The 21,696-nt window shown below is 43.1% G+C and carries 19 protein-coding genes and 1 riboswitch; of the genes, 4 read left to right on the top strand and 15 right to left on the bottom strand.

The window, feature by feature from the left end; genetic code table 11:
• The coding region (locus tag AC13CC_RS05250) for a transposase (protein WP_482876628.1) at positions 1-228 on the top strand (228 nt) is incomplete at its 5' end.
• Positions 229-444: 216 nt separating this feature from the next.
• Here the strand turns inward: AC13CC_RS05250 and AC13CC_RS05245 are convergent.
• The 4 genes from AC13CC_RS05245 to AC13CC_RS05230 are packed head-to-tail and all read right to left on the bottom strand — an operon-like array spanning position 445 to position 4,372.
• Positions 445-1,527 carry a bifunctional 3-deoxy-7-phosphoheptulonate synthase/chorismate mutase type II gene (locus AC13CC_RS05245; RefSeq protein WP_326278340.1) on the bottom strand — a complete coding sequence of 361 codons (1,083 nt, stop codon included), beginning with the start codon at positions 1,525-1,527 and terminating at the stop codon, positions 445-447.
• Between the two features lie 8 nt (positions 1,528-1,535).
• Positions 1,536-2,396 carry a prephenate dehydrogenase gene (locus AC13CC_RS05240; protein ID WP_326278341.1) on the bottom strand — a complete coding sequence of 287 codons (861 nt, stop codon included), beginning with the start codon at positions 2,394-2,396 and terminating at the stop codon, positions 1,536-1,538.
• A gap of 3 nt (positions 2,397-2,399) precedes the next feature.
• Positions 2,400-3,542, bottom strand: a complete 1,143-nt coding sequence (locus AC13CC_RS05235; RefSeq protein WP_326278342.1) for a pyridoxal phosphate-dependent aminotransferase — start codon at positions 3,540-3,542, stop codon at positions 2,400-2,402.
• Positions 3,542-4,372, bottom strand: a complete 831-nt coding sequence (locus AC13CC_RS05230) for a prephenate dehydratase (protein ID WP_326278343.1) — start codon at positions 4,370-4,372, stop codon at positions 3,542-3,544. The genes AC13CC_RS05235 and AC13CC_RS05230 overlap by 1 nt, the downstream gene beginning before the upstream one ends.
• A gap of 378 nt (positions 4,373-4,750) precedes the next feature.
• On the opposite strand from AC13CC_RS05230, the gene AC13CC_RS05225 reads away from it, so the two are divergent.
• The 3 genes from AC13CC_RS05225 to AC13CC_RS05215 all read left to right on the top strand — a co-directional run bounded on the left by AC13CC_RS05225 (position 4,751) and on the right by AC13CC_RS05215 (position 7,535).
• Entirely contained in the window at positions 4,751-5,095 is a 345-nt protein-coding gene (locus AC13CC_RS05225) for a hypothetical protein (protein ID WP_482876626.1), read from the top strand.
• Positions 5,096-5,989, top strand: coding sequence for a gliding motility-associated ABC transporter ATP-binding subunit GldA (gene gldA, locus AC13CC_RS05220; RefSeq protein ID WP_482876625.1), 894 nt, complete (start codon positions 5,096-5,098; stop codon positions 5,987-5,989).
• A 94-nt stretch (positions 5,990-6,083) separates the two neighbouring features.
• Entirely contained in the window at positions 6,084-7,535 is a 1,452-nt protein-coding gene (locus AC13CC_RS05215; RefSeq protein ID WP_326278346.1) for a pyridoxal phosphate-dependent decarboxylase family protein, read from the top strand.
• Here the strand turns inward: AC13CC_RS05215 and AC13CC_RS05210 are convergent.
• From AC13CC_RS05210 to AC13CC_RS05160, 11 genes are all read right to left on the bottom strand, one after another.
• On the bottom strand, positions 7,532-8,554 hold the full coding sequence (locus AC13CC_RS05210) for a serine hydrolase domain-containing protein (protein WP_326278347.1): 1,023 nt from the start codon (positions 8,552-8,554) through the stop codon (positions 7,532-7,534). The genes AC13CC_RS05215 and AC13CC_RS05210 overlap by 4 nt on opposite strands.
• A 131-nt stretch (positions 8,555-8,685) precedes the next feature.
• The gene (locus AC13CC_RS05205; protein WP_326278348.1) at positions 8,686-9,483 is read right to left on the bottom strand and encodes a head GIN domain-containing protein; all 798 of its coding nucleotides are present in this window, start codon (positions 9,481-9,483) and stop codon (positions 8,686-8,688) included.
• 2 nt (positions 9,484-9,485) lie between these two features.
• The gene (locus AC13CC_RS05200) at positions 9,486-10,586 is read right to left on the bottom strand and encodes an acyloxyacyl hydrolase (RefSeq protein ID WP_326278349.1); all 1,101 of its coding nucleotides are present in this window, start codon (positions 10,584-10,586) and stop codon (positions 9,486-9,488) included.
• Positions 10,587-10,707: 121 nt separating this feature from the next.
• Positions 10,708-11,661, bottom strand: coding sequence for a methylenetetrahydrofolate reductase [NAD(P)H] (gene metF, locus AC13CC_RS05195; protein WP_326278350.1), 954 nt, complete (start codon positions 11,659-11,661; stop codon positions 10,708-10,710).
• Between the two features lie 3 nt (positions 11,662-11,664).
• A complete protein-coding gene (gene metH, locus AC13CC_RS05190) occupies positions 11,665-14,343 on the bottom strand; it encodes a methionine synthase (RefSeq protein WP_326278351.1) in 2,679 nt (892 codons plus the stop codon).
• Positions 14,344-14,345: 2 nt separating this feature from the next.
• A complete protein-coding gene (locus AC13CC_RS05185) occupies positions 14,346-15,347 on the bottom strand; it encodes a homocysteine S-methyltransferase family protein (RefSeq protein WP_326278352.1) in 1,002 nt (333 codons plus the stop codon).
• Between the two features lie 108 nt (positions 15,348-15,455).
• Positions 15,456-15,564, bottom strand: a riboswitch (SAM riboswitch).
• A gap of 260 nt (positions 15,565-15,824) precedes the next feature.
• Entirely contained in the window at positions 15,825-16,586 is a 762-nt protein-coding gene (locus tag AC13CC_RS05180; RefSeq protein WP_482876622.1) for an SDR family NAD(P)-dependent oxidoreductase, read from the bottom strand.
• 83 nt (positions 16,587-16,669) lie between these two features.
• Entirely contained in the window at positions 16,670-17,587 is a 918-nt protein-coding gene (locus AC13CC_RS05175; RefSeq protein ID WP_482876620.1) for a helix-turn-helix domain-containing protein, read from the bottom strand.
• Between the two features lie 86 nt (positions 17,588-17,673).
• Positions 17,674-18,735, bottom strand: a complete 1,062-nt coding sequence (locus AC13CC_RS05170) for an NAD(P)/FAD-dependent oxidoreductase (RefSeq protein WP_326278357.1) — start codon at positions 18,733-18,735, stop codon at positions 17,674-17,676.
• 74 nt (positions 18,736-18,809) lie between these two features.
• Complete coding sequence (gene cobA, locus AC13CC_RS05165) at positions 18,810-19,586, bottom strand: uroporphyrinogen-III C-methyltransferase (protein ID WP_482876618.1); 777 nt, start codon at positions 19,584-19,586, stop codon at positions 18,810-18,812.
• A complete protein-coding gene (locus AC13CC_RS05160; RefSeq protein WP_326278359.1) occupies positions 19,579-21,669 on the bottom strand; it encodes a HEPN domain-containing protein in 2,091 nt (696 codons plus the stop codon). The genes cobA and AC13CC_RS05160 overlap by 8 nt, the downstream gene beginning before the upstream one ends.
• Positions 21,670-21,696 lie beyond the last annotated feature (27 nt).

The following is a 21,696-nucleotide window of genomic DNA, read 5'->3' as shown; positions in this document are numbered from 1 at the left end:
TTGGCCCACTGGTATAAGGATGTAGAACAAACAGGGTTTAAAGCCTTCAACACCATAGCAAATACAATAACCCTTAACTATAGATCCATCTTGAATTATTTTATCAATAGAAGTACAAATGCTTCAGCAGAGTCCTTCAATGCAAAAATAAAAGCCTTTAGGGCTCAGTTTAGAGGTGTCAAAAATGTAGAGTTCTTCCTATTTAGATTAACAACAATTTTTGCATAAACACAACAATTGGTCTTGATCCCAAAAGAAGACTTAGTGTGTACATTTTTTTCATGATAGCGTGTTTTTACTCCTGAAAGATGATGCTTTTGTGGAATTGTTACAGTTTGAAACAAAAAAACTATTTGCAACCCTGGAATTTAACCAAAGCCACAAATAGTTCTTCGACAATCCTGATTAAAAAAGTGATTGCCCGCAATCAATTAAAAAATCAAGCTAGGCGTTGATGATTTTTTCTTGGTGGTTAATAGATTCCTGATGGATCGCTTTGAACATCTTCAAAATAAATTCCTCGCTCAATCCGCGTTGTTCACCTTCCAAGATCATGTTGCCCAAAATGGCGTTCCAACGATTGCTTTGGAGCACGGCTACGTTCTTTTGCTTTTTCAGTTCGCCAATGCCATCGGAAACTTTCATTCTTTTCCCCAAAAGGTCGATCAATTGATTGTCCAATACATCAATCTGGGCTCTTAGGTTACTCAAACTGTTCTTGTATTCCGCTTCCTCGTCGGTTTCTTTCCTGATACGCAAATCTTTCATGATCTGAACCAATTTTTGGGGGGTTACCTGTTGTGCGGCATCGCTCCATGCATTGTCCGGGTCATAGTGTGTTTCAATCATTAAACCATCAAAGTTCAAGTCCAAAGCCGTTTGTGATACATCAAAGATCATATCACGCTTTCCTGTAATATGGCTTGGGTCGTTTATAATGGGTAGATCAGGGAATTTGGTCTGTAGCTCAATGGCCAACTGCCATTCCGGAATATTACGGTACTTGGTTTTTTCGTAGGTCGAGAATCCTCTGTGGATTACCCCCAATTTTTCAATATTGGCGGAGTGCAAACGCTCCACAGCACCCAACCAAAGGGATAAATCTGGATTTACAGGATTTTTCACCAAAACAATTTTATCGGTTCCTTCCAGGGCATCGGCAATTTCTTGAACGATGAACGGACTTACGGTAGAACGCGCTCCGATCCACAACAAATCCACATCGTGCTCCAAGGCAAGGTCAACGTGTGCCCTATTGGCAACTTCCGTAGCGGTTTTCAAACCGGTTTCCTCCTTTACTTTTTGCAACCACTTTAATCCAATGGCCCCGACTCCTTCAAAATTTCCCGGACGAGTTCTTGGTTTCCAGATTCCAGCACGGTAGTAGCTCACATCGGTATCTTTAAGATCGTGTGCAATTTTTAGCACTTGGTCTTCGGTTTCCGCACTGCACGGACCTGCAACTACCAAGGGATGACCCAAATTCATGTCATCCAACCATTTCCTCATTTCCTTTTTGTTTTCCATAATACGCTCTATTTTTTTGTAAGTGGTATTCCTTTTAGTATTTGTTTTATTTTATTGGTATTACTCATTTCTAGGTGGACATTTTCAAAATCGTTGTCCAATATCAGTTGTTTGAACGTGGTCAGGTTCTGAATGTACTCTTCCAGCGTTTCCACAACATTGTCTTTATTCTGTTCAAAAATCGGTGCCCACATATCGGGCGAACTTTTTGCCAAGCGAACGGTGCTCTCAAAACCACTCCCCGCCATGTCAAAAATATCACGCTCATTTTTTTCTTTCTCAATAACTGTCTTTCCCAACATAAAAGAGCTAATGTGTGATAAATGGGATACGTAGGCGATATGTTTGTCATGTGCTTCGGGGTTCATGTATCGAATCCGCATGCCGATGTCCTGAAAAATGGCCAACGCTTTTTCCTGAAGCTTGAAGGCTGTTTTTTCCACTTCGCAAATAATCATGGTCTTGCCTGTGTACAATCCTTCAAATGCCGCTGCCGGACCCGAAAATTCGGTACCCGCAATAGGGTGGCAGGCCATAAAATTCCTTCGTTTGGGATGGTTTTCAACCTGCTCGCATATCAAACGTTTGGTGGACCCTGCATCCATCACCACGGTTTCTTCTCCGGATGCATCCAGTATTTTGGGCAATTCGGTGACCAAAACGTTCACCGGAATACCCACGTAGACCATATCGGCCGTTTCCAGATCAGAGTAATCCCCTTTTCTGTCTATAATTTGAAGTTCCAGGGCTTCGTCCAGATGAACATCGCTTTTGTCCACACCAATAATCTCCACTTCGGGATGTAATTTTTTCACATCTTTGGCAAAGGAACCCCCAATCAATCCAACTCCTATGATGACTGTTTTCATAATCTAAAATCTTTCAATGGCTTCTTTTATTTTTTCTTCATTTACACAAAGGGAAAAACGAATGTAGCCTTCTCCATTGCTTCCAAAAATGGTTCCCGGGGCAATAAAAATATCTTTATCGTACAATACCTCATCTATAAATTCTTCGGATGGCCCAGCTCCTTCGGGCAATTTGCACCAAACAAACATCCCAACTGCATTTTTATCGTAAGTACATCCCAATTTGTCAGCCAACTTAAACATCGATTCACGTCTTTTGGTGTACACCTCGCCCAATGCTTCAAACCATTCTGGACCACTTTGCAAAGCTGCAATCGCCCCTTTTTGGATTCCGTAGAACATCCCGGAGTCCATATTGCTCTTCACTTTCAACACAGCATTGATGTGTTCCGAACTTCCAAGAACCATCCCCACACGCCAACCTGCCATATTAAAAGTCTTGCTCAAACTGTTCAGCTCCAAGGTGCAAATTTTTGCCCCAGCTATGGATAAGATACTGGTTGGATTGCTGGACAATACAAAACTGTAGGGGTTGTCATTCACCAAAAGAATCCCGTTGGCTTTTGCAAAATTGACCAATGACTCCAGTTGTTCCTTAGTCGCAGTCGCACCCGTGGGCATGTGCGGATAACTGATCCACATGAGTTTCACCTTGGACAAATCCTTTTTGGAGAGCTCCTCCAAATCGGGGAACCAACCGTTTTCTGCTTTTAAGTCGTAATTGACCGCTTTTCCACCCACCAAATTGGTGACCGATGCATAGGTGGGATAGCCCGGGTTCGGCAACAGCACTTCATCTCCTTCATTTAAAAAGGCCATACTAATGTGCATAATTCCTTCCTTGGAACCCATCAAGGGCAAAATTTCGGTGCTGGGGTCCACCGATACAGCAAACTTTTGCTGATAGAAATCCGCAATGGCCTCCCTTAATTGTGGCAATCCTTGGTAGCTTTGGTATTGATGCGCTCCCGCCTCGATAATGGAATCCCGAAGGGTTTCCAATACCTGTGGTGACGGTGCCAAATCCGGACTACCAATCCCCATATTTATGATGGGTTTGCCCTGGGCAATCAACCCCCTTACCTCTCTTAATTTTTTGGAAAAGTAGTATTCCTGTACGCTATTTAGCCTATCTGCTGTTACCATTACAACAATGCATTTTTATATTCCCCCAAAACCTTGAAATCTTCGGCCATGATCTGCATCAAAGACTTGGTCTTGGCAAAGTGCTCATATTTATCAAAAGTTACATCCACAAAAAACGCATACTTCCATGGGGTCTCGATTACGGGCAAGGACTGGATTTTGGTAAGGTTCATATTGCAATCGCTCATCACGTTCAACACAGTTGCCAAACTGCCCCTTTTGTGATCGGTTATAAATCGCAACGATGCCTTGTTGATTTCCTCCTCTGGAAGTACTTTGTTTTGCTTTTTAAGAATGATGAACCGCGTGGAATTATTCACGATGGTCTGTATGTTGTCCGCAATTATGTCCAGATCGTACAGATCGGCAGCCATTTTTGGGGCTATCGCCCCGATGTGTTCCAAGTTTTCATCTTTGATTCTTTTGGCCGTCTCCGCTGTATCCACACTTTCCACCAATTTAATTTGGGGATGCGCCTTAAAAAACTCCTTGCACTGCAACAGCGCCATAGGGTGCGAATGCACTTCTTGGACATCATCAAAAGATTTTCCCTTCATCACCATTAGGTTATGGTGGATGTTTAGATAATGCTCCCCGATTACATGAATGTTGTTGTGATACACCAAGTTGTAATTGGGTATAATCGAACCGGCGATGGAGTTTTCAATGGCCATTATACCTTTATCGGCGGTACCGATCAACAAATTGTCCACGACTGCATCAAAAGAGTTGCACTCTAGCAACTCAATATCATCTCCAAAAAAATCCGTGGCAACCTGATGGTGGTTGGATCCCTTTATTCCTTGTATGGCGACTTTTATTAATTCCATTGCAAAAAAAAAAGCCCCGATTGTATCGGGACTTTATAAATTGGTTATACTTTAAACGTATCTACAATAGTCCCGTTCCTCTTTGAAAAAAGAAGTAAAAATAAAAACGGTTCCAGAAATACGTGTTTGTCATCTCGTTGTTAATTGTCGGCTAATTTAGGTATTCAATTTGAAACACACAGACATTCCCAAATTTTTTTTGATTTTTTTCAAAAAAGAGATTTTCACTGCACATTATTTGACAGAAACCATGCTTTTTTAAGAATTCCTATTTCCGCGATTACCCCTGAGCATTTCCAAACCACATTTCCTAGATTTTGAAACCCAAGGATTAAACCATCTAAAAGTGTATTTTTGATTCGACTCTAAGGCTTCACAATGAAAAATGGAAGGTATACTTTAAGAGAAAAGCCAAAATTTGAAATTGATTTGTCCGATAATTCCATTAAAATAATTGATAAAAGCAAGGTTCAGTCAAACTCATCATTTATACTTGATAAGATTGAAACCTTTGAAACAAAAGAAAGAGGAACCAATTGGTTGATTACCATCCTTAGTTTTGTTGTGGAAATCTTTTCGGGTATTTCCGTTCCCGGAAAATATTCAGAAGGTTCACAATTGCTTATGGAATATCAAGGAAGTACATTTAAGTATTATCTGAATGATTGTGACCTGAATCTTTTGAGTGAAATTCAAGACAAACTACAAAACATAACCCAATAAATGTCCATCACCGTACAGAACATAACAAAAACCTTTGGTTCGCAAAAAGCATTGAACAATGTTTCGTTTACCATAAACAAGGGAGAAGTCGTAGGTTTTTTAGGCCCAAACGGTGCCGGAAAATCCACCATGATGCGAATTTTGACCACTTTTTATAAAGCGGACAATGGTAAAGCAGCTGTAAATGGTTTTGATGTGTTGGAGGCTGAAAAAGACGTTCAAAAAAGTATTGGGTACCTGCCAGAGCACAATCCGCTGTACTTGGAAATGTATGTAAAAGAGTATTTGGCCTTTAATGCGGATGTCCACAAGGTGGACAAATCCAAAATAAATGAGGTGATAGCGCAAACAGGACTCTCTCCTGAAGCCCACAAAAAAATCGGACAGCTATCCAAAGGATACCGCCAGCGTGTTGGGCTTGCCGCTGCGTTACTGCACGATCCCGAAGTTTTGATCTTGGATGAACCCACCACGGGACTCGACCCTAACCAATTGATCGAGATCCGAAAACTGATCCGGGAGATCGGCAAAGAGAAAACCATTTTACTTTCCACACATATTATGAAAGAGGTCGAAGCTGTTTGCGACCGGGTGATCATCATCAACAAAGGGGAACTGGTGGCCGACAAAAAACTGGAGGAACTTCGCGAAGCCGAGGAACAGATCATTGAAGTGGAGTTTGATTATCGTGTGGAAGAACAATTGCTACAGCAAATGCCGAATGTTTCCAAAGTGAAAAATACCGGTGGTTTCGTTTATGAAATTACCTTCAACACTTCAAAAGACATGCGACCCGTAGTGTTCGATTTTGCCCACGACAATACATTAAAAACACTACAACTCAGCAGAAAGAACAAAAATTTGGAGAGCTTGTTTACCGAACTTACTTCTTAACCTTTTCCGGTTCTGCTTGATTTGACCAAGGTTTGAAATTGTCGAAAAACCGTTGAAAATATGGTACTTTTGCGGTTCAGAAGAAAAAGGACCTATGAAGAAGAACAACGCCAAATTGGAACTTTCCAAAGAAGAAATGAAAAACTATGGCTATCAGATTGTGGATGCCATTGTGGAACATCACGCTACACAAGATCAAAAATTGCCCGTAGCCCTTGGCTCACGTGAAGAAATGGATTCTTTGTTCCTCGAAGAGGCTCCCGAAAAAGGTTCCGAACCATCTCAGGTGCTTAATTTTGTCCTGGAAAAAGTAATGACCAATAGTGCCAATATGGCGCACCCAAGGTCTTTTTCATTTGTTCCCGGCCCAAGTAATTATGTAAGCGTTATGGCCGATGCACTTGCAACGGGCTACAACATCTTCTCTGGAGGATGGGCCGCCAGTCCTGCAGCAGCTGAGCTGGAAATTGTTACCATTCAATGGTTATTGAAGATTTTTGGTTTTCCAAAGAAAAAGGGAGGCGGTATTTTTACCAGCGGCGGTTCTATGGCCAACCTTACCGCGGTGGTCACAGCTCGAAGAATAAAGTGTGGTGATGATTTCTCCAAAGCCGTGATTTATCTTTCCGACCAGGCACACTCATCCAATATTAAGGCCATTCGGGTGTTGGGCTTCAAAAAAGAACAGATCAGGGTAATTCCTACGGATAATGAATTGAAATTTTCCGTAAACAAATTGAAGAACTGTATTGCCAAAGACAGACTGGAAGGCCTTTATCCCTTCTGTTTGATAGCCACCGCGGGAACTACCAACACGGGAACGGTTGACCCATTGGTGGAATTGGGGAAAATATGCAAAAAAGAGGATATTTGGTTCCATATTGATGGTGCCTATGGCGGTGCGGCTATCTTGTCCAAAAAGGGCAAACAGGCTATGAAAGGTATCGAGAAAGCCGATTCCTTGACCGTGGACCCCCACAAATGGTTCTTCCAGCCTTATGAAATGGGCTGCCTTTTGGTTCGGAACCACAAAAACCTGAGCCATACCTTCACCGAAAAACCAGAATATTTAAGGGATATTGAAGGGAATACTTCTGAAATCAATTTTTATGACCACGGCATTCAATTGACCCGTAGGTTCAGGGCCCTAAAATTTTATATGTCCCTAAAAACCTTTGGTTTAAAGGAATTCCGAGATGCCATCACCTATAATATTGATTTGGCTGAAGAAGTGGAAACGATGTTACGGGGCAGCAAAAGTTGGGAAGTGGTTTTCCCGGCAACCTTGGCCGTCATCAACTTTAGGTACAACCCCATAAGCAAGAATTATTCAGAGAAGGAATTGGACAAAATCAACCAGTACATTTCTGAAAAAGTAGTGGAGTCACGCAAAGCATTGCTGGTCACCACTATTTTGAATGGACAAATTGTACTTCGGATGTGTCTCATCAACCCAAGAACCACCATGAAGGATGTGACCGATACGTTTGACCTCTGCAAAAAGTATGCTTTGGACATTGAGGCGAAATTGGCAAGTAAGGTTTAGACCGTACCATCAAAAATAGCATCAATGGCCAGGTCCAATTCTTTTTGCACCTTTGGATCGGTACAATTAATCAAAATGGAAACCACTTTTTGATCATTGGGATACACAAAAAGATTGGTATAAGTGCCAACACTGTTTCCCACATGACCATAAAAAGGCCTCCCCTTTGCATCTTGACTCACTTGAAATCCAAGACCGTAGTAGGTGGGTTTGCCATCTATAATTTGAGATGCCAATAATTCATCATAGATTGCTGCCTTTAGCAATTTTCGCTCTAAAATGGCTTGTCCTAGTTGTGCCACATCGTCACAGGTGGACAAATATCCGCCACCAGCCAGTTTGTATGTGTTATTTACCTCAACGGCCTCTTTAAACCCCAATGCTTTTTTGGTATAGAATTGTGCTATGTTCTCGACTGTACTCGAACTGACATCTTTTTGGGGAGGGAATGTAGTTTCCAATCCCAAAGGCATCAAAATAGTATCCTTTATATATTGTTGAAATGATATTCCGCTCGCTTCTTGCATAGCCAAGGACAGCAATACAAAATCGAAACTGTTGTATAGATAACTGGTTCCAGGCTCAAAAAACAAGGGGTCGTTTTTAAAGATTTCCATACCGTCTTTGATGGAGTAATTTTGGTTCAAAGCGTATTCCTTGCCCCGATACCCACGAATCCCTGCAGTATGACTCGCCAATTGCCGCAACGTAAAATCGTATTTCTTTTTGGGGTAATAGGGTACGTAGGTGTAAAAAGATTCATCCAAATCCACAATCCCATCCTCTACCATTTTGCCCAAGGCCAATCCAGTGATACATTTAGAAATACTAGCGATGCGAAAAACCGTACGTTTAGGATCTACCTTATCCCTGTTTTCCAAATCGGCAAATCCATATCCTTTTTGAAGTACCTTCCCACCATTATCCATAATGGTAATAGCCAAACCCGGCACTTTTTTGTCAGTGATCAAATTGTGGAGAATTATATCCACTTGCTCTAAACCTTTACCTCCGTTCATAAAACCGATCTTTAAAAATGACGAAAAGATATATTAACATCTGCAGGGTTTCCCAAGGATTTGGTTTAAATATCGAAAATAAAGAGAAATATAAAAGTTTCTGAAAACCAACTTCATTGTTAGAAGCTACATCAATCTTGGAAAATCAACTTCCCATTGTAGAGTTCCTCCACTTCTACTTCTGGTGGACGGTTAACGCTTATCACATCTCCTGTCCCTCGAATAACACCGCCTAACCGTTGTTGAGGGTTAACATAGACATCATTGGAGCCCCTGTGGCTGATACCAATTTTATCGGCGATCAAACCCTCCGCTTCAATCCTTGAATCCCCTGCGGCCACGGTAACATTAAAATTTTCGGTATTTCCTCTAAGCTTAAAGTAAGCTATGCCATTCACCACAATTCTTACCGTGGTCGAATTAAGGCTCAAATCAAAAGAGCCATCCGTTGTTCCGGTTTCAGGATTGCTAAAACTCTCGGAAATCAAGGACAAGTTGGGATAATCCAAAATACCATCACTGGAAATTAACAGGCCTGTACTACTTCGGACTTCCGTGATGTTTGGCGATGTAACATAAACGGTGGTCAGTCCATAATCGCGTATATAGTTGCAACTGTTCTCGTTTCGAAGGACAAGGCGACCATCCTCAACAACTGCTGAAACATCATTCATGAGATATTCCCCGGTCTGGATCTCTACCTGTTGTTCCTCGCCCTGTTTCAATACCACATTTAAGTTTTCAAAAACAGTAATGGCACTAAATTCAGGAACATCTACCGTGTGGCGTGCCAAATCGCCTGCATTTTGGAAACAGTCCGGCACATTATCGCCGTTGCAGGAGGCAAACAAAAAAGAAACCAGCATCAAAAACACCCCAAAAGTCCCCTCAAGGGGACGCTTTTCATTTTGAATGTTGTACTTCCTCATTTTCATAACCTGATTCCTATTCCAAATTCGATCGCCTCTGCTTTGGCCCCATGTGATTTTAATGTGATGGCACCAAAGACTTTGTCTCCAAAATACCGTTTCATCCCAATCCGGTTGTACATCCTTCCCTCAAAATCAAAAGGGTAATATACATAATATCCCAACTGGGCCACAACGCTCATTTTGTTTACGAAGAGTTCATGGCCAAGAAAAAGTCCCACTCTTTTATAGTCGGTATCCGCATCAACGTCCAACTCTGGGAATGCAATGGACTGATACCTGATCAACTCCTTTATAAAGTTGGAAAAGAAAATATCCGTTCCCAATTGAACAGCGTTTCGCTTGCCCAAACGTTTATCGGCGTAAGCAGATATAGTGGCAAAGCCATAACGCCCCATATTGATTACATCACTTTCGTTGGCTCCGCCGCGTAGCACCAGGTTATAACGGACAGGCTCAGTTATTGTCCCTTTTGGTTCGGTTGCCATGTATTCATAATTGGTTTCCTCATCAAGATTATAGGTCAATCCAAAATTTATGGCAAATGTATTGGTCGATGTATTGGGCGCTTTAAAGTTTGCATTGGAATAATGAATGAACGAAAGTCCGGCATTGACCCCCAATCCTGCAAAAAGATTTTCCCTATGATAGTTCAGCATTAATAAAGTACTGCTCAAAATATGGCTTCCGTAGGCATTGTTCCTAAAATTATCGTCTTTGTCATAAGGGTTGTTGGTGTATGCCAACCCTTGTGCCACCCGTAACTGAACGTTTCTTTTAAAGAAATAGAAATTATAGTGCCCGTACACCCCAAAATGTTCCCCAAGAGTTGGATTATTGGTGTTTTGATAGACAAATGTGTACCCTGTATCCGGATATCCAAAATCGGCCTCCCACTCTTTGTGCCCATAAGTTTTTCTGCTGATACCCAAAATCACCCCTCCAGGATGATTGGTGATCAAATGTGAAATATCTGGATTGTGCAGAAGAATGGAACCATAGAATTGGTTCACATCCAATACAAAATCCTTTGGGGCATCATCGGTTTGGCAAAACCCAAAAAATGAAGTCAAAAATACGAATAGGCTAAGTAGGCACCTCATGGGACGCTAATGTAGGAAAATTAAAAAACACCTGTATTCATAAGAAAAGAAAAGAAAGAAAAAACAAGCCTTACTTTACAGATCGGATTGTTCCGCTCCCCCGGACCCTTAACATCAACTTTTAAAAAAGTTCCTTGGCTATGGCCTCGATATTATCCGATTTTCCCATGGAGTAGTAATGCAGTACAGGAACCCCAGCTTCCCTCAATTCTTTGGATTGCTGAATGGCCCATTCCACTCCAACTTTACGCACTTCTTTATTGTTGTTGCAAGCTTCAACGGCATCAATCAGGTCTTGTGGCAGGTCTATACTGAATACTTGTGGCAATAACTGAAGGTGTCTTTTAACGGCAATGGGTTTTATTCCCGGTATAATCGGAACATCGATGCCCATTTCACGAGCGGCCTTTACAAAAGCGAAAAACTTTTGGTTATCAAAAAACATTTGTGTCACCACATAATCGGCTCCCAAATCCACCTTTTGTTTCAACCGCTTCAAATCGGACTGTAAGGATGGGGCTTCCATGTGCTTTTCGGGGTAGCCCGCCACACCAATGCAAAAGCTGTTCAGGTCAGTTGATTCAATCGAATCATGCAAATAATTGCCCTCATTAATATTTTGGATCTGTTCAACCAAATCCGTGGCATATTGGTGTCCACCTTTGGTGGGTGTAAAATATTTTTCCTCTTTTCGGGCATCGCCCCGCAACGCCATTACATTTTCTATCTCCAAATACTGGCAGTCCACTAAAAGGTACTCCGTTTCTTCTTTCGTGAAACCACCACAAAGTACATGGGGAACGGTATCCACATTGTACTTATGCTTTAATGAGGCACAAATGCCCAAAGTTCCCGGGCGTGTACGGGTCAATTTTTTGTCCAGCAACCCATCTTTCTCCTTATAAATGTACTCTTCCCTAGAGGTGGTCACATCAATAAAAGGAGGCTTAAACTCCATTAAGGGGTCGATATTCCTGTAGAGCTCTTGAATGCTTTTTCCTTTTACGGGTGGCACAATCTCAAAACTGAAAAGTGTCTCGCCGTTCGCCTTTTGTATATGGTCGGTGATTTTCATTGGTTATTGATCAACAATATTGGGAGCCAGCCATTTTTGGGCCTCCTCCAGTTTTATATCTTTTCGCTCAGCAAAATCCTTAACTTGGTCTTGCTTTATTTTTCCCAATCCAAAATATTTGGCCTGGGGATGTCCAAAATAATACCCACTGACACTTGCAGCGGGCCACATGGCCAGACTATCGGTAAGTTTCACACCTATTTTTTCTTCCACGTCCATCATCTCCCAAATGGTAAGTTTCTCCAAGTGGTCGGGACAGGCAGGGTAACCGGGTGCGGGTCGGATACCTCGATATTTTTCTTTGATCAGCTCCGTATTGTCGAGGTTTTCATCCACTGCATAGCCCCAATATTTGGTTCGGACTTCTTTGTGAAGATATTCTGCAAAAGCCTCTGCGAACCTGTCCGCCAAAGCTTTGATCATAATGGAATTGTAATCATCGTGATTTTTTTCAAACTCAGCGGCCAATTCTTGGGTACCAAAACCTGCACTCACGCAAAAACAACCTATGTAATCTTGAATTCCTGAATCCTTGGGGGCGATAAAATCAGCCAATGCGATATTGGGAACCCCTTCGCGTTTCTTCAATTGTTGACGAAGGGTTCTAAAAATGAAGGTTTCATCATCATTTTCAACTTCTATATCATCTTCATTGATTTGACTGGCAGGAAACAACCCGAAAATGGCCTTGGCCTTCAATAGTTTTTCATCCAACACTTGGTTCAAAAGCTCTTTGGCATCTTTAAAGAGTTCTTTAGCCTGTTCTCCAACAACCTCATCGGTCAAAATATCGGGGTATTTTCCGTGCAGGTCCCAGCTTCGAAAGAATGGGGACCAATCAATAAACTCTTCCAATTTGGTCAAATCAAAATCTTCCCAGACCTCAATGCCCAACTGGTTTGGTTTTTTAATGTCGGATGGATCCCACTCGATTTGAAGTTTGTTCTTCCTTGCTTGCTCCACGGTCAAATATTCCTTCTGCTTGCCACGTTTCAAAAACTTGTCCCTGAAGCTTTCATAATCCAGCTTGATGGCTTTTTTATAACCCGCAGAAGTCTCATCCTGAAGCAAATCGCCCACTACTGTCACGGCTCTTGAGGCATCGTTCACATGTACCACAGCTTGACTGTATTGAGGGTCGATCTTCACTGCCGTATGGGCTTTGCTCGTGGTAGCACCGCCAATCAACAGCGGAACCTCAAAGTTTTGGCGCTCCATTTCTTTGGCCAAAAATACCATTTCATCCAAGGATGGGGTAATCAACCCGCTCAAACCGATAATATCGACCTGTTTTTCCTTGGCCGCGTTTATAATTTTTTCCGGTGGCACCATCACTCCAAGATCCACGATTTCGTAGTTGTTGCAGGCAAGCACTACGCTCACTATATTTTTTCCAATATCGTGCACATCGCCCTTAACGGTGGCCATCAGTATTTTTCCGGCCGCCTTGGCATTTTTGTCTTTGGATGCTTCAATATATGGCGTCAAATAGGCAACAGCCTTCTTCATCACCCTAGCGGACTTTACCACCTGTGGCAGAAACATTTTCCCGCTTCCAAAGAGATCGCCCACCACGTTCATTCCGGTCATCAAATTGCCTTCTATAACATGTAAAGGTTTGGCAGCCTGCTGGCGGGCCTCTTCCACATCTTCAATAATATATTGGTCTATTCCCTTGACCAAGGCACGGGTAATACGGTCTTGTAGCGGTTCTTCCCTCCACGAAAGGTCTACTTTGCTTTCCTTTGTGGTTCCCACAACGGTTTCCGCAAATTCCAATAGGCGTTCGGTGGCATCGTCCCGCCTATCCAATAGTACATCTTCTACATGTTCGAGCAGGTCTTTGGGTATGTCATCATAGACCTCCAACATGGTAGGGTTTACGATCCCGATATTCATCCCGGCCTTAATGGCATGGAACAAAAAGGCTGAATTTATGGCCTCCCGCACTGGATTGTTTCCCCTAAAGGAGAACGAAACATTGCTCACTCCCCCACTGACGCTGCAATAGGGAAGGTTTGCCTTTACCCAACGGGTTGCTTCTATAAAATCTACGGCATTACGCCTGTGCTCCTCCATTCCCGTGGCCACAGGAAAAATGTTCAGGTCGAAAATGATGTCCTCTGGAGGGAATTTTACCTTATTGACCAGCACATCATAAGATCGTTTGGCAATTTCAATACGACGTTCCAAGTTATCGGCTTGCCCAACTTCATCAAAGGCCATAACAATAACTGCGGCACCATATCGCTTGATCAATTTGGCATGGCGGATAAATTCTTCTTCCCCTTCCTTGAGACTGATGGAATTCACCACACATTTACCTTGTACTACCTGAAGTCCGGCTTCGATGATTTCCCATTTGGAACTATCGATCATGATGGGCACTCGGGCAATATCGGGTTCGGAAACGATCAAGTTCAAAAACTTGACCATGGCTTTTTCACCATCTATCAGGCCATCATCCATGTTCACATCAATGATCTGGGCACCACCCTCCACTTGATCGCGGGCAATATCCAGGGCCTCATCAAACTTTTCTTCTTTAATGAGCCTTAAAAACCGTTTGGAACCCGCCACATTGGTGCGTTCCCCTACGTTAATGAAATTGCTTTCCGGGGTAATAATCAAGGGTTCGAGTCCGCTCAGCTTCAAATATCGTTGTTCGTTGTTCGTTGCCATAACTATGCTGGAGTCAGAAGTTTTCTCGGTTCATAATCCTTTACCACATTGGCAATGGCCTTTATATGCTCTGGAGTGGTTCCACAACATCCGCCAACTATGTTGACCAATCCTTTGTCCACATATTCTTTGACCTGTGCTGCCATTTGTTCGGGTGTTTCGTCGTATTCGCCAAAGGCATTGGGCAATCCTGCATTGGGGTGGGCGGAGGTAGCAAATTCCGATTTTGCCGAAATCACCTCCAAATGGGGCACCAATTGTTTGGCTCCCAAGGCACAATTGAATCCAATGGACAAAATGGGAATATGGGAAACCGAAATCAAAAAGGCCTCGGCCGTTTGCCCAGATAAGGTTCTTCCCGATGCATCGGTGATGGTGCCGCTGACCATCACGGGCACTTCTATATTGCGTTCGTCCTTTACTTCTTCAATGGCAAAAAGGGCTGCTTTGGCGTTGAGGGTATCAAAAATAGTCTCCACCAACAATATATCGGAACCACCATCCAGCAGGGCTTCTACTTGTTGTTTGTAGGCTATTCGGAGTTCATCAAAAGAGACGGCACGATAGCCCGGGTCGTTCACATCTGGGGACATACTGGCCGTTTTATTGGTCGGACCTATGCTTCCTGCCACAAATCGGGGTTTGTCCGGGTCCTTTTTGGTAAATTCCTCCGCTACTTGCTTTGCAAGCTTCGCGGATTCATAATTCAGTTCATACACCAATTCTTCCATACCGTAATCGGCCATGGCTATGGTTGTACCCGAAAATGTATTGGTTTCAATAATGTCCGCACCTGCTTCCAAAAACATTCGATGGATATCTTTGACGGCCTCTGGTCGGGTCAAGGACAACAAATCGTTGTTTCCCTGCAAATCACTGGGCCAATCCTTGAACCGTTCTCCCCTAAAATCTTCCTCCTTGAATTTATAGCGCTGCAACATGGTGCCCATGGCCCCATCCAACACCAAAATCCGTTTCTTCAATATATCTTCAATTTTTTCCATAATACATTATTCCTTCAAAAAGGGCTGTAATGGTATCAAGAAAAGTGCGGTAAATACTTTGATCATGTATTTTTTCGTTATCCTTCCCCAATGGCAGGATGTTGCTCCGTACTTTCCCGAGAATCGTTCAGGACAAGGGTAGAATGTAGCACCTTCTCGAAGTCGAGGGTTGCTAAGGTTTCAACGGGTCCAATCCCTCCACCTTTCTTGATAACACTTTCAACTTATAAATGAACTGAACTGCAAAGAAACGGTACTCCCCAGTGAAAAGCAAAAAATGTCCATGAATTTTTAGAAAACTAACAATAAGAGCTCGTCTTGAGTTCTAAAAAAACGGATTGATCGCTCAACCCGTTTTTATCAAAGTCAACTACCTTGGGACAAACCCACAAGGTATTCAAAAGAAAAAAGATTAATTTATTTCGATGTAGAACATCAGGGAGCAAAACCCTCAATGAGGGATTTATGTGATGTTTTTTAGACCATCATTCCGCCCGAGACCTCAATGCGCTGCGCATTGATCCATTTCGCGTCATCCGTACACAAGAAAGCCACCACTCCGCCTATGTCACTTGGGATTCCAACACGGCCCAAGGCTGTAAAATTGGATATAGCGGCCCTTTTGGCTTCATCATTTTTATTGGTTCCGCCACCAAAATCGGTCTCAATGGCCCCAGGGGCAACCACATTTGACCTTATTTGACGCGCTCCCAATTCCTTTGCCTGATATCGGGTCAATGCCTCGATGGCCGCTTTCATGGACCCATAGACCGAATAACCGGGAAAGGAGAACCGTGCCAATCCGCTGGAAACATTCACGATACCTCCACCATCAGCAAGGATGGGCAACAGTTTTTGGGTCAAGAAAAATGCTCCCTTGAAATGAATGTTCACGAGAGCATCGAACTGTTCTTCTGTGGTTTCACTGATCGGGGCATTGATTCCTATCCCGGCATTGTTGATCAAGAAATCAATCCCTGATGCCCCAAAATGGGAATCAACCCCTTTTTTGACCTCATCCGCGAAGGCATCAAAACTTTGGTTATCGGCAACATCCAATTGAAGCGCGTAGGCTTTTCGACCAATTTTTTCAACTTCGTTCACCGTTTTGTCCGCCTGATCCTTGTTACTGTGGTAGGTCAACAAAACATGCAATCCCTTCTTTGCCAAATTGATGGCCATATCCTCGCCTAGTCCACGGCTACCACCGGTTACCAATGCAATTTTTTCTTTGCTCATTTTATTTGATTTTTGATTTTAAAACAAAATTAGCCGGGCATGTCCCTGTGGGGTTGCGAGCATCAATCTGTTTTTTGTAAAAATCAAACTTTGACGGAGGACCTAAATTTTAAAGGGGATAGCTGCGCATGTTTTTTAAAGAAATTGGAAAAATGGGCCACTTCCTCAAAACCCAAACTGAACGCGATTTCGGAAATGTTCCAATCTGTGTTGTTGAGCAGTATTTTGGCTTCCTCGAATATTCTTGCATGGATTATCGCAGTTGTTGTGCTGCCCGTAGTCTCTTTGAGTACTTTATTGAGGTGATTGGCATGTACGGCCAAACGCTCGGCAAAGTCGTTGGCGGTTTTCAACAGCAATCTTTGGGCCGGGGTGTTTATAGGAAATTGCCGTTCCAATAGCTCCACAAACATATCGGTGATGCGGATGGCGGCATTTTTTCCGTTTTCCAGGGGTTGGACCGGATGTAGTTTTTGTCCCATGTGCAGCAATTCAATCACATAGGCCCGTATCAAATCAAATTTGAATGGGTAGTCGGAAGAAAGCTCCCCATCTATTTTTTTAAAGAGGTTTTCCAGTTCCGCATAATGTTCCTCCGAGATGTTGAGTATGGGATAACCTCCTGGTTGAAATAGGGGCAGTTTTTCCAAAATGATTCCACTTTTATCTTTAGATAAAAAGTTTTCGGTAAAAACGCAGAAATACCCTGATTGGTCTTCATCCTGTGGCACATAATTATAGGGAATCCGGGGCGAGGCAAACAAAAGGGCCTTGTCCTCAATATGAATCACCTTGTCGGCATACTCCGCACGGTTTTTTCCATTGATAAGGCTGATCTTGAAATAGGAACGCCTATCATACCGCATTTCACCTTTGCTCAACCTTGTACGGTACTCGGCGATATTAAAAACATTGAAATGGCCGATATCCTTCCCAATATTTTCGGGAATGGGCAAATGTAGCTTACCATAGAAATCGTGCAATGTAAAAAGACTGTCCATTCCCTGTAAAATTCAAATATACTTTAAAAACAAAAACACCCCCCAGAATTACTTCTGGGAGGCGTCCTCTCTTCTAAAACAAATAATTAATTAATGCTCTGTACTACTTCTTTTTTGGCCTCTTTTTTGGATCCGTCAAATCCTTGCACACCGCCAACGGTGGTATATTTCATTACAAATCGCTTATCCGGGTTGATGATTTGGTAAGCGTATTGACACATCACGGCCGCCTCGTGGAATCCGGATAGGATCAACTTCAGTTTCCCTGGATAGGTGTTGACATCGCCAATGGCAAATACCCCTGGAAGATTGGTCTGATAATCCTTCGCATTGTTCACTTTGATGGCATTTTTCTCAATTTCCAAGCCCCAGTTGCCCAAAGGACCCAATTTTGGGGACAATCCGAACAATGGGATAAAGAAATCTGTTTCCACATAGGTGGATTCCTTATCTTCATCGTTGTACTTGATCACTACGGCATGCAAATCCTCCTTGCCATGGATTTCCTTTACCTCGGCCTTGGTGAACAATTGTATTTTGCCCAATTTGGCAAGTTCCCGTGCTTTTTCCACAGAATCGAGCGCACCACGGAATTCGTTTCTACGGTGTACCAAGGAAACTTCGGAAGCCACATCGGCCAAAAAGATGGCCCAATCCAATGCAGAGTCCCCTCCACCGGAAATCACCACTTTCTTATCACGGAACTGCTCTGGATCCTTTACCATATATTCCACTCCCTTGCTTTCAAAGAGGCCAATATTTGGAATCATGGGTTTTCTGGGTTCAAAAGACCCTAATCCGCCAGCGATTACAACAACCGGGGCATGATGCTGCGTTCCCTTGTTGGTGGTAACGATATAGGAACCGTCTTCTTGCTTATCCAAGGTTTCTGCACGCTCTCCCAAGGTAAAACCTGGTTCAAATGGTTTGATTTGCTCCATAAGGTTATCTACCAAGGTTCCTGCCAAAATCTCTGGATAGGCAGGGATGTCGTAAATGGGTTTCTTGGGATAGATTTCCGAACATTGCCCTCCTGGTTGTGCCAATGCATCGATTAAATGACATTTTAGTTTGAGCAATCCTGCTTCAAATACGGTAAACAATCCTGTTGGCCCTGCTCCGATTATAACAATATCTGTTTTGATCATAATTCTCCTTTTAAATGCTCTTGAAGTCCCTTTCGGCTACGCTCAGGGTGACATACTTCGAGCTGACACTTGATTTAAATTTTCTCTAGCAATTTTTTTCCCTGATGTTCATATTTATTTTGAATATCCAATATTTTTTGACGGTGGTTGACCACTTCGCCAATAACTATAATGGCAGGATTGGACAGCTGCTGCTCCTTTGCCTTGTGCTCAATGGAAGCAACAGTGCCAATACCTATTTTTTCGTTTTCCATGGTTCCATTTTGAATGATGGCCACTGGGGTTTCCTTTTTCCCTTCTTCTTTGAAGCATTGCATGATTTCCCCCAGTTTGGACATTCCCATAAGGATAATTACCGTTGCATTGGATTTTGCCGCCAAGCTTACATCGCTGGACAACTTGTGTTCCTTGGTAGTTCCGGTTATCACCCAAAAACTTTCGGCAGCACCCCTTTTGGTCACGGGAATGTGTTGTGATGCCGGCACGGATACCGAGGACGAAATTCCCGGCACTACGGCCACTTCTATCCCAGATGCTGATGCGTGTTCCATTTCTTCGGCTCCCCTGCCAAACACAAAGGGGTCTCCTCCTTTCAATCGTACTACGTGCAATCCCTGGGTTGCCCGTTCCACAATCAAATCGTTGATTTGTTTTTGTTGATAGGCATAGCAACCTTTGCGCTTGCCCACAAATATTTTCTCCGCATGTGGGGCGTGCTCCAATAATCTGGAATCGACCAAGGCATCGTACAGCACCACATCTGCACCTTGCAGGGCCTTAACTCCCTTTAGGGTGATCAATTCCACATCTCCCGGGCCTGCGCCCACTACTGTCAACTTTCCGCTATGCATGTTCCAACTCTAATTTTCTGAACGTCTCCAATCTGTTCAAAACAGTTTTGGCATCTTCCAAATAACTTTTCGCAAAGGCTTCGGATGGTTTGTTCTTGTTTAATTGAAGGGCTATTTTATCAAACCCGCCCTCGAAGGCTATTTTCCCTTCTTCCACATACAGTTTATCAAAATCCCTGATAATGCTGGCATGGGTATTGACCTTGACTTTCTCTGCTGTCAACAATGCTTTTGCAGAGTTCACAATGGATTGATAGGAATAATAGATACTTGCCGCCCATTTTCCGTCATTGATGGCCTCTTCGGCATTTTCTATTTTTTCTTGGCTCTCAAAGAACAGTGTTGCCACTAGATCTACGATGACTCCGGCACACTCCCCGATTCCTATTTCCTTTTTATATTTTTCTTCATTGCCCCAATCGATAAAATCTTCTTGGGTAAGATTGTCCACATCCGTTAAAGGCTTAAGGAAATCATAGAAATAATGTTGTCCTTTTTCCTCGTAATAATCGGTAAACGATGCCCCGTTTCCATTGGCCTCAAAATCATCCAAGATAAGACGTAATGCCTGTGGCCCTCGTTTACTTGGAATCTTGGCCACTTTATCGGCAAATCTTGCATTGCCATCGCCAAAATTTCCTCCTCCCAACAAAACCTGAAGGGCAGGTGCCACCAATTTATCCTTGGTACGCACGGACATTCCCTGAAACCCGATGTGGGCCATATTGTGCTGTCCGCATGCGTTCATGCATCCACTGATCTTGATAACGACATCCGGATTTTTGATGTACTGTGGGTATTCTGCCTTGATTACACGTTCCAGCTCATCGGCAATACCGGTGCTACTGGCAATTCCAAGGTTACAAGTGTCTGTCCCAGGACAAGCTGTGATGTCCAAAGCTTTATTATAACCTGCTTCGGCAAAGCCCAATTTCTTCAGCTCTTGGTAAAAGAAAGGAAGCAATTCCTCTTTTACGTAGGGAATCAATATGTTTTGTCTGAGGGATAATCGAATCTCCCCAGCAGCATAGTCCTCTACCAATTTTGCCAGTTCACGGGCCTTATCGGTATAGAAGTCGCCCAAAAGCACTTTTATACCTATGGCCACATAGCCTTCTTGTTTTTGAGGTACCAAGTTGGTGGATTTCCAAGCTTCAAAAGCTCCTTGATCCTCAATGGTAACTTCCGGAGTTTCGACCTCAGCAACGTTTACTTTGGGGTAATCTTCAAAGTTAATGGGATAGGTTTTGTGCGGGATGGCCAATTGTTCTTCATCGAGCAATTTCCTGAAACCATCCAGACCAATATCCTTCAACAAGAATTTCATACGGGCTTTTGCCCTACTCTTACGTTCTCCGTATCTATCAAATACACGGATTACGCCTTCCATCAAAGGAATGATTTTATCCGTAGGCAAAAAGCTGTACAATTCATCGGCGTGGCGTGGTTGTGACCCCAATCCACCGGCCAACATGACTTTAAAGCCTCTTTCCCCATTTTTTTCTTTGGCGATAAAACCCAGGTCGTGCATGTAGGACAAGCCGGTATCTTCATCGCTGGCGGAAAAGGAAACTTTGAATTTTCTTCCCATTTCCTGACCTATTGGGTTTCTTAGGAAATACTCGAACACGGCATGGGCATAAGGCGAAACATCAAAAGGTTCGTTCACATCGATACCTGCCGTTTCACTTGCCGTAACGTTACGGACAGTATTCCCACAGGCTTCGCGAATGGTTACTTCGTCCCTTTCCAATTGGGCCCAAAGCTCTGGGGTCCGTTCCAAATCCACGTAGTGGATCTGGATATCTTGACGGGTGGTGATATGCAATCGCCCCCTAGAATATTCATCGGAAACATCGGAAATTCGAAGCAATTGATTGGAAGTGACCTTGCCGTAAGGTAATTTTATCCTAACCATTTGCACCCCTGGTTGGCGCTGTCCATAAACACCACGGGCCAAACGAAGACTTCGGAATTTTTCCTCATCTACATTCCCACCTTTGAACTCTTGAATCTTTTTCTCCAATTCAATGATGTCCTTTTGTACAACTGGGTTTTCTATTTCTGTTCTAAAGCTTTGCATAATCTATTTTTCCTATCTATTTTATAG

Source organism: Flagellimonas sp. L-11 (assembly GCF_056857735.1).
This window is presented reverse-complemented; position numbering and strand designations above follow the sequence as displayed.

Bases quoted from the DNA above. Each gene is read 5' to 3' on its own strand.
- AC13CC_RS05170 (WP_326278357.1), bottom strand. From the start codon at position 18,735: ATGATCAAAACAGATATTGTTATAATCGGAGCAGGGCCAACAGGATTG.
- AC13CC_RS05225 (WP_482876626.1), top strand. From the start codon at position 4,751: ATGAAAAATGGAAGGTATACTTTAAGAGAAAAGCCAAAATTTGAAATT.
- AC13CC_RS05245 (WP_326278340.1), bottom strand. From the start codon at position 1,527: ATGGAAAACAAAAAGGAAATGAGGAAATGGTTGGATGACATGAATTTG.
- metF (WP_326278350.1), bottom strand. From the start codon at position 11,661: ATGAAAATCACCGACCATATACAAAAGGCGAACGGCGAGACACTTTTC.
- AC13CC_RS05215 (WP_326278346.1), top strand. From the start codon at position 6,084: ATGAAGAAGAACAACGCCAAATTGGAACTTTCCAAAGAAGAAATGAAA.
- AC13CC_RS05185 (WP_326278352.1), bottom strand. From the start codon at position 15,347: ATGGAAAAAATTGAAGATATATTGAAGAAACGGATTTTGGTGTTGGAT.
- AC13CC_RS05210 (WP_326278347.1), bottom strand. From the start codon at position 8,554: ATGAACGGAGGTAAAGGTTTAGAGCAAGTGGATATAATTCTCCACAAT.
- AC13CC_RS05175 (WP_482876620.1), bottom strand. From the start codon at position 17,587: ATGGACAGTCTTTTTACATTGCACGATTTCTATGGTAAGCTACATTTG.
- AC13CC_RS05160 (WP_326278359.1), bottom strand. From the start codon at position 21,669: ATGCAAAGCTTTAGAACAGAAATAGAAAACCCAGTTGTACAAAAGGAC.
- metH (WP_326278351.1), bottom strand. From the start codon at position 14,343: ATGGCAACGAACAACGAACAACGATATTTGAAGCTGAGCGGACTCGAA.
- cobA (WP_482876618.1), bottom strand. From the start codon at position 19,586: ATGCATAGCGGAAAGTTGACAGTAGTGGGCGCAGGCCCGGGAGATGTG.
- AC13CC_RS05205 (WP_326278348.1), bottom strand. From the start codon at position 9,483: ATGAGGAAGTACAACATTCAAAATGAAAAGCGTCCCCTTGAGGGGACT.
- AC13CC_RS05235 (WP_326278342.1), bottom strand. From the start codon at position 3,542: ATGGTAACAGCAGATAGGCTAAATAGCGTACAGGAATACTACTTTTCC.
- AC13CC_RS05180 (WP_482876622.1), bottom strand. From the start codon at position 16,586: ATGAGCAAAGAAAAAATTGCATTGGTAACCGGTGGTAGCCGTGGACTA.
- AC13CC_RS05230 (WP_326278343.1), bottom strand. From the start codon at position 4,372: ATGGAATTAATAAAAGTCGCCATACAAGGAATAAAGGGATCCAACCAC.
- AC13CC_RS05240 (WP_326278341.1), bottom strand. From the start codon at position 2,396: ATGAAAACAGTCATCATAGGAGTTGGATTGATTGGGGGTTCCTTTGCC.
- AC13CC_RS05200 (WP_326278349.1), bottom strand. From the start codon at position 10,586: ATGAGGTGCCTACTTAGCCTATTCGTATTTTTGACTTCATTTTTTGGG.
- gldA (WP_482876625.1), top strand. From the start codon at position 5,096: ATGTCCATCACCGTACAGAACATAACAAAAACCTTTGGTTCGCAAAAA.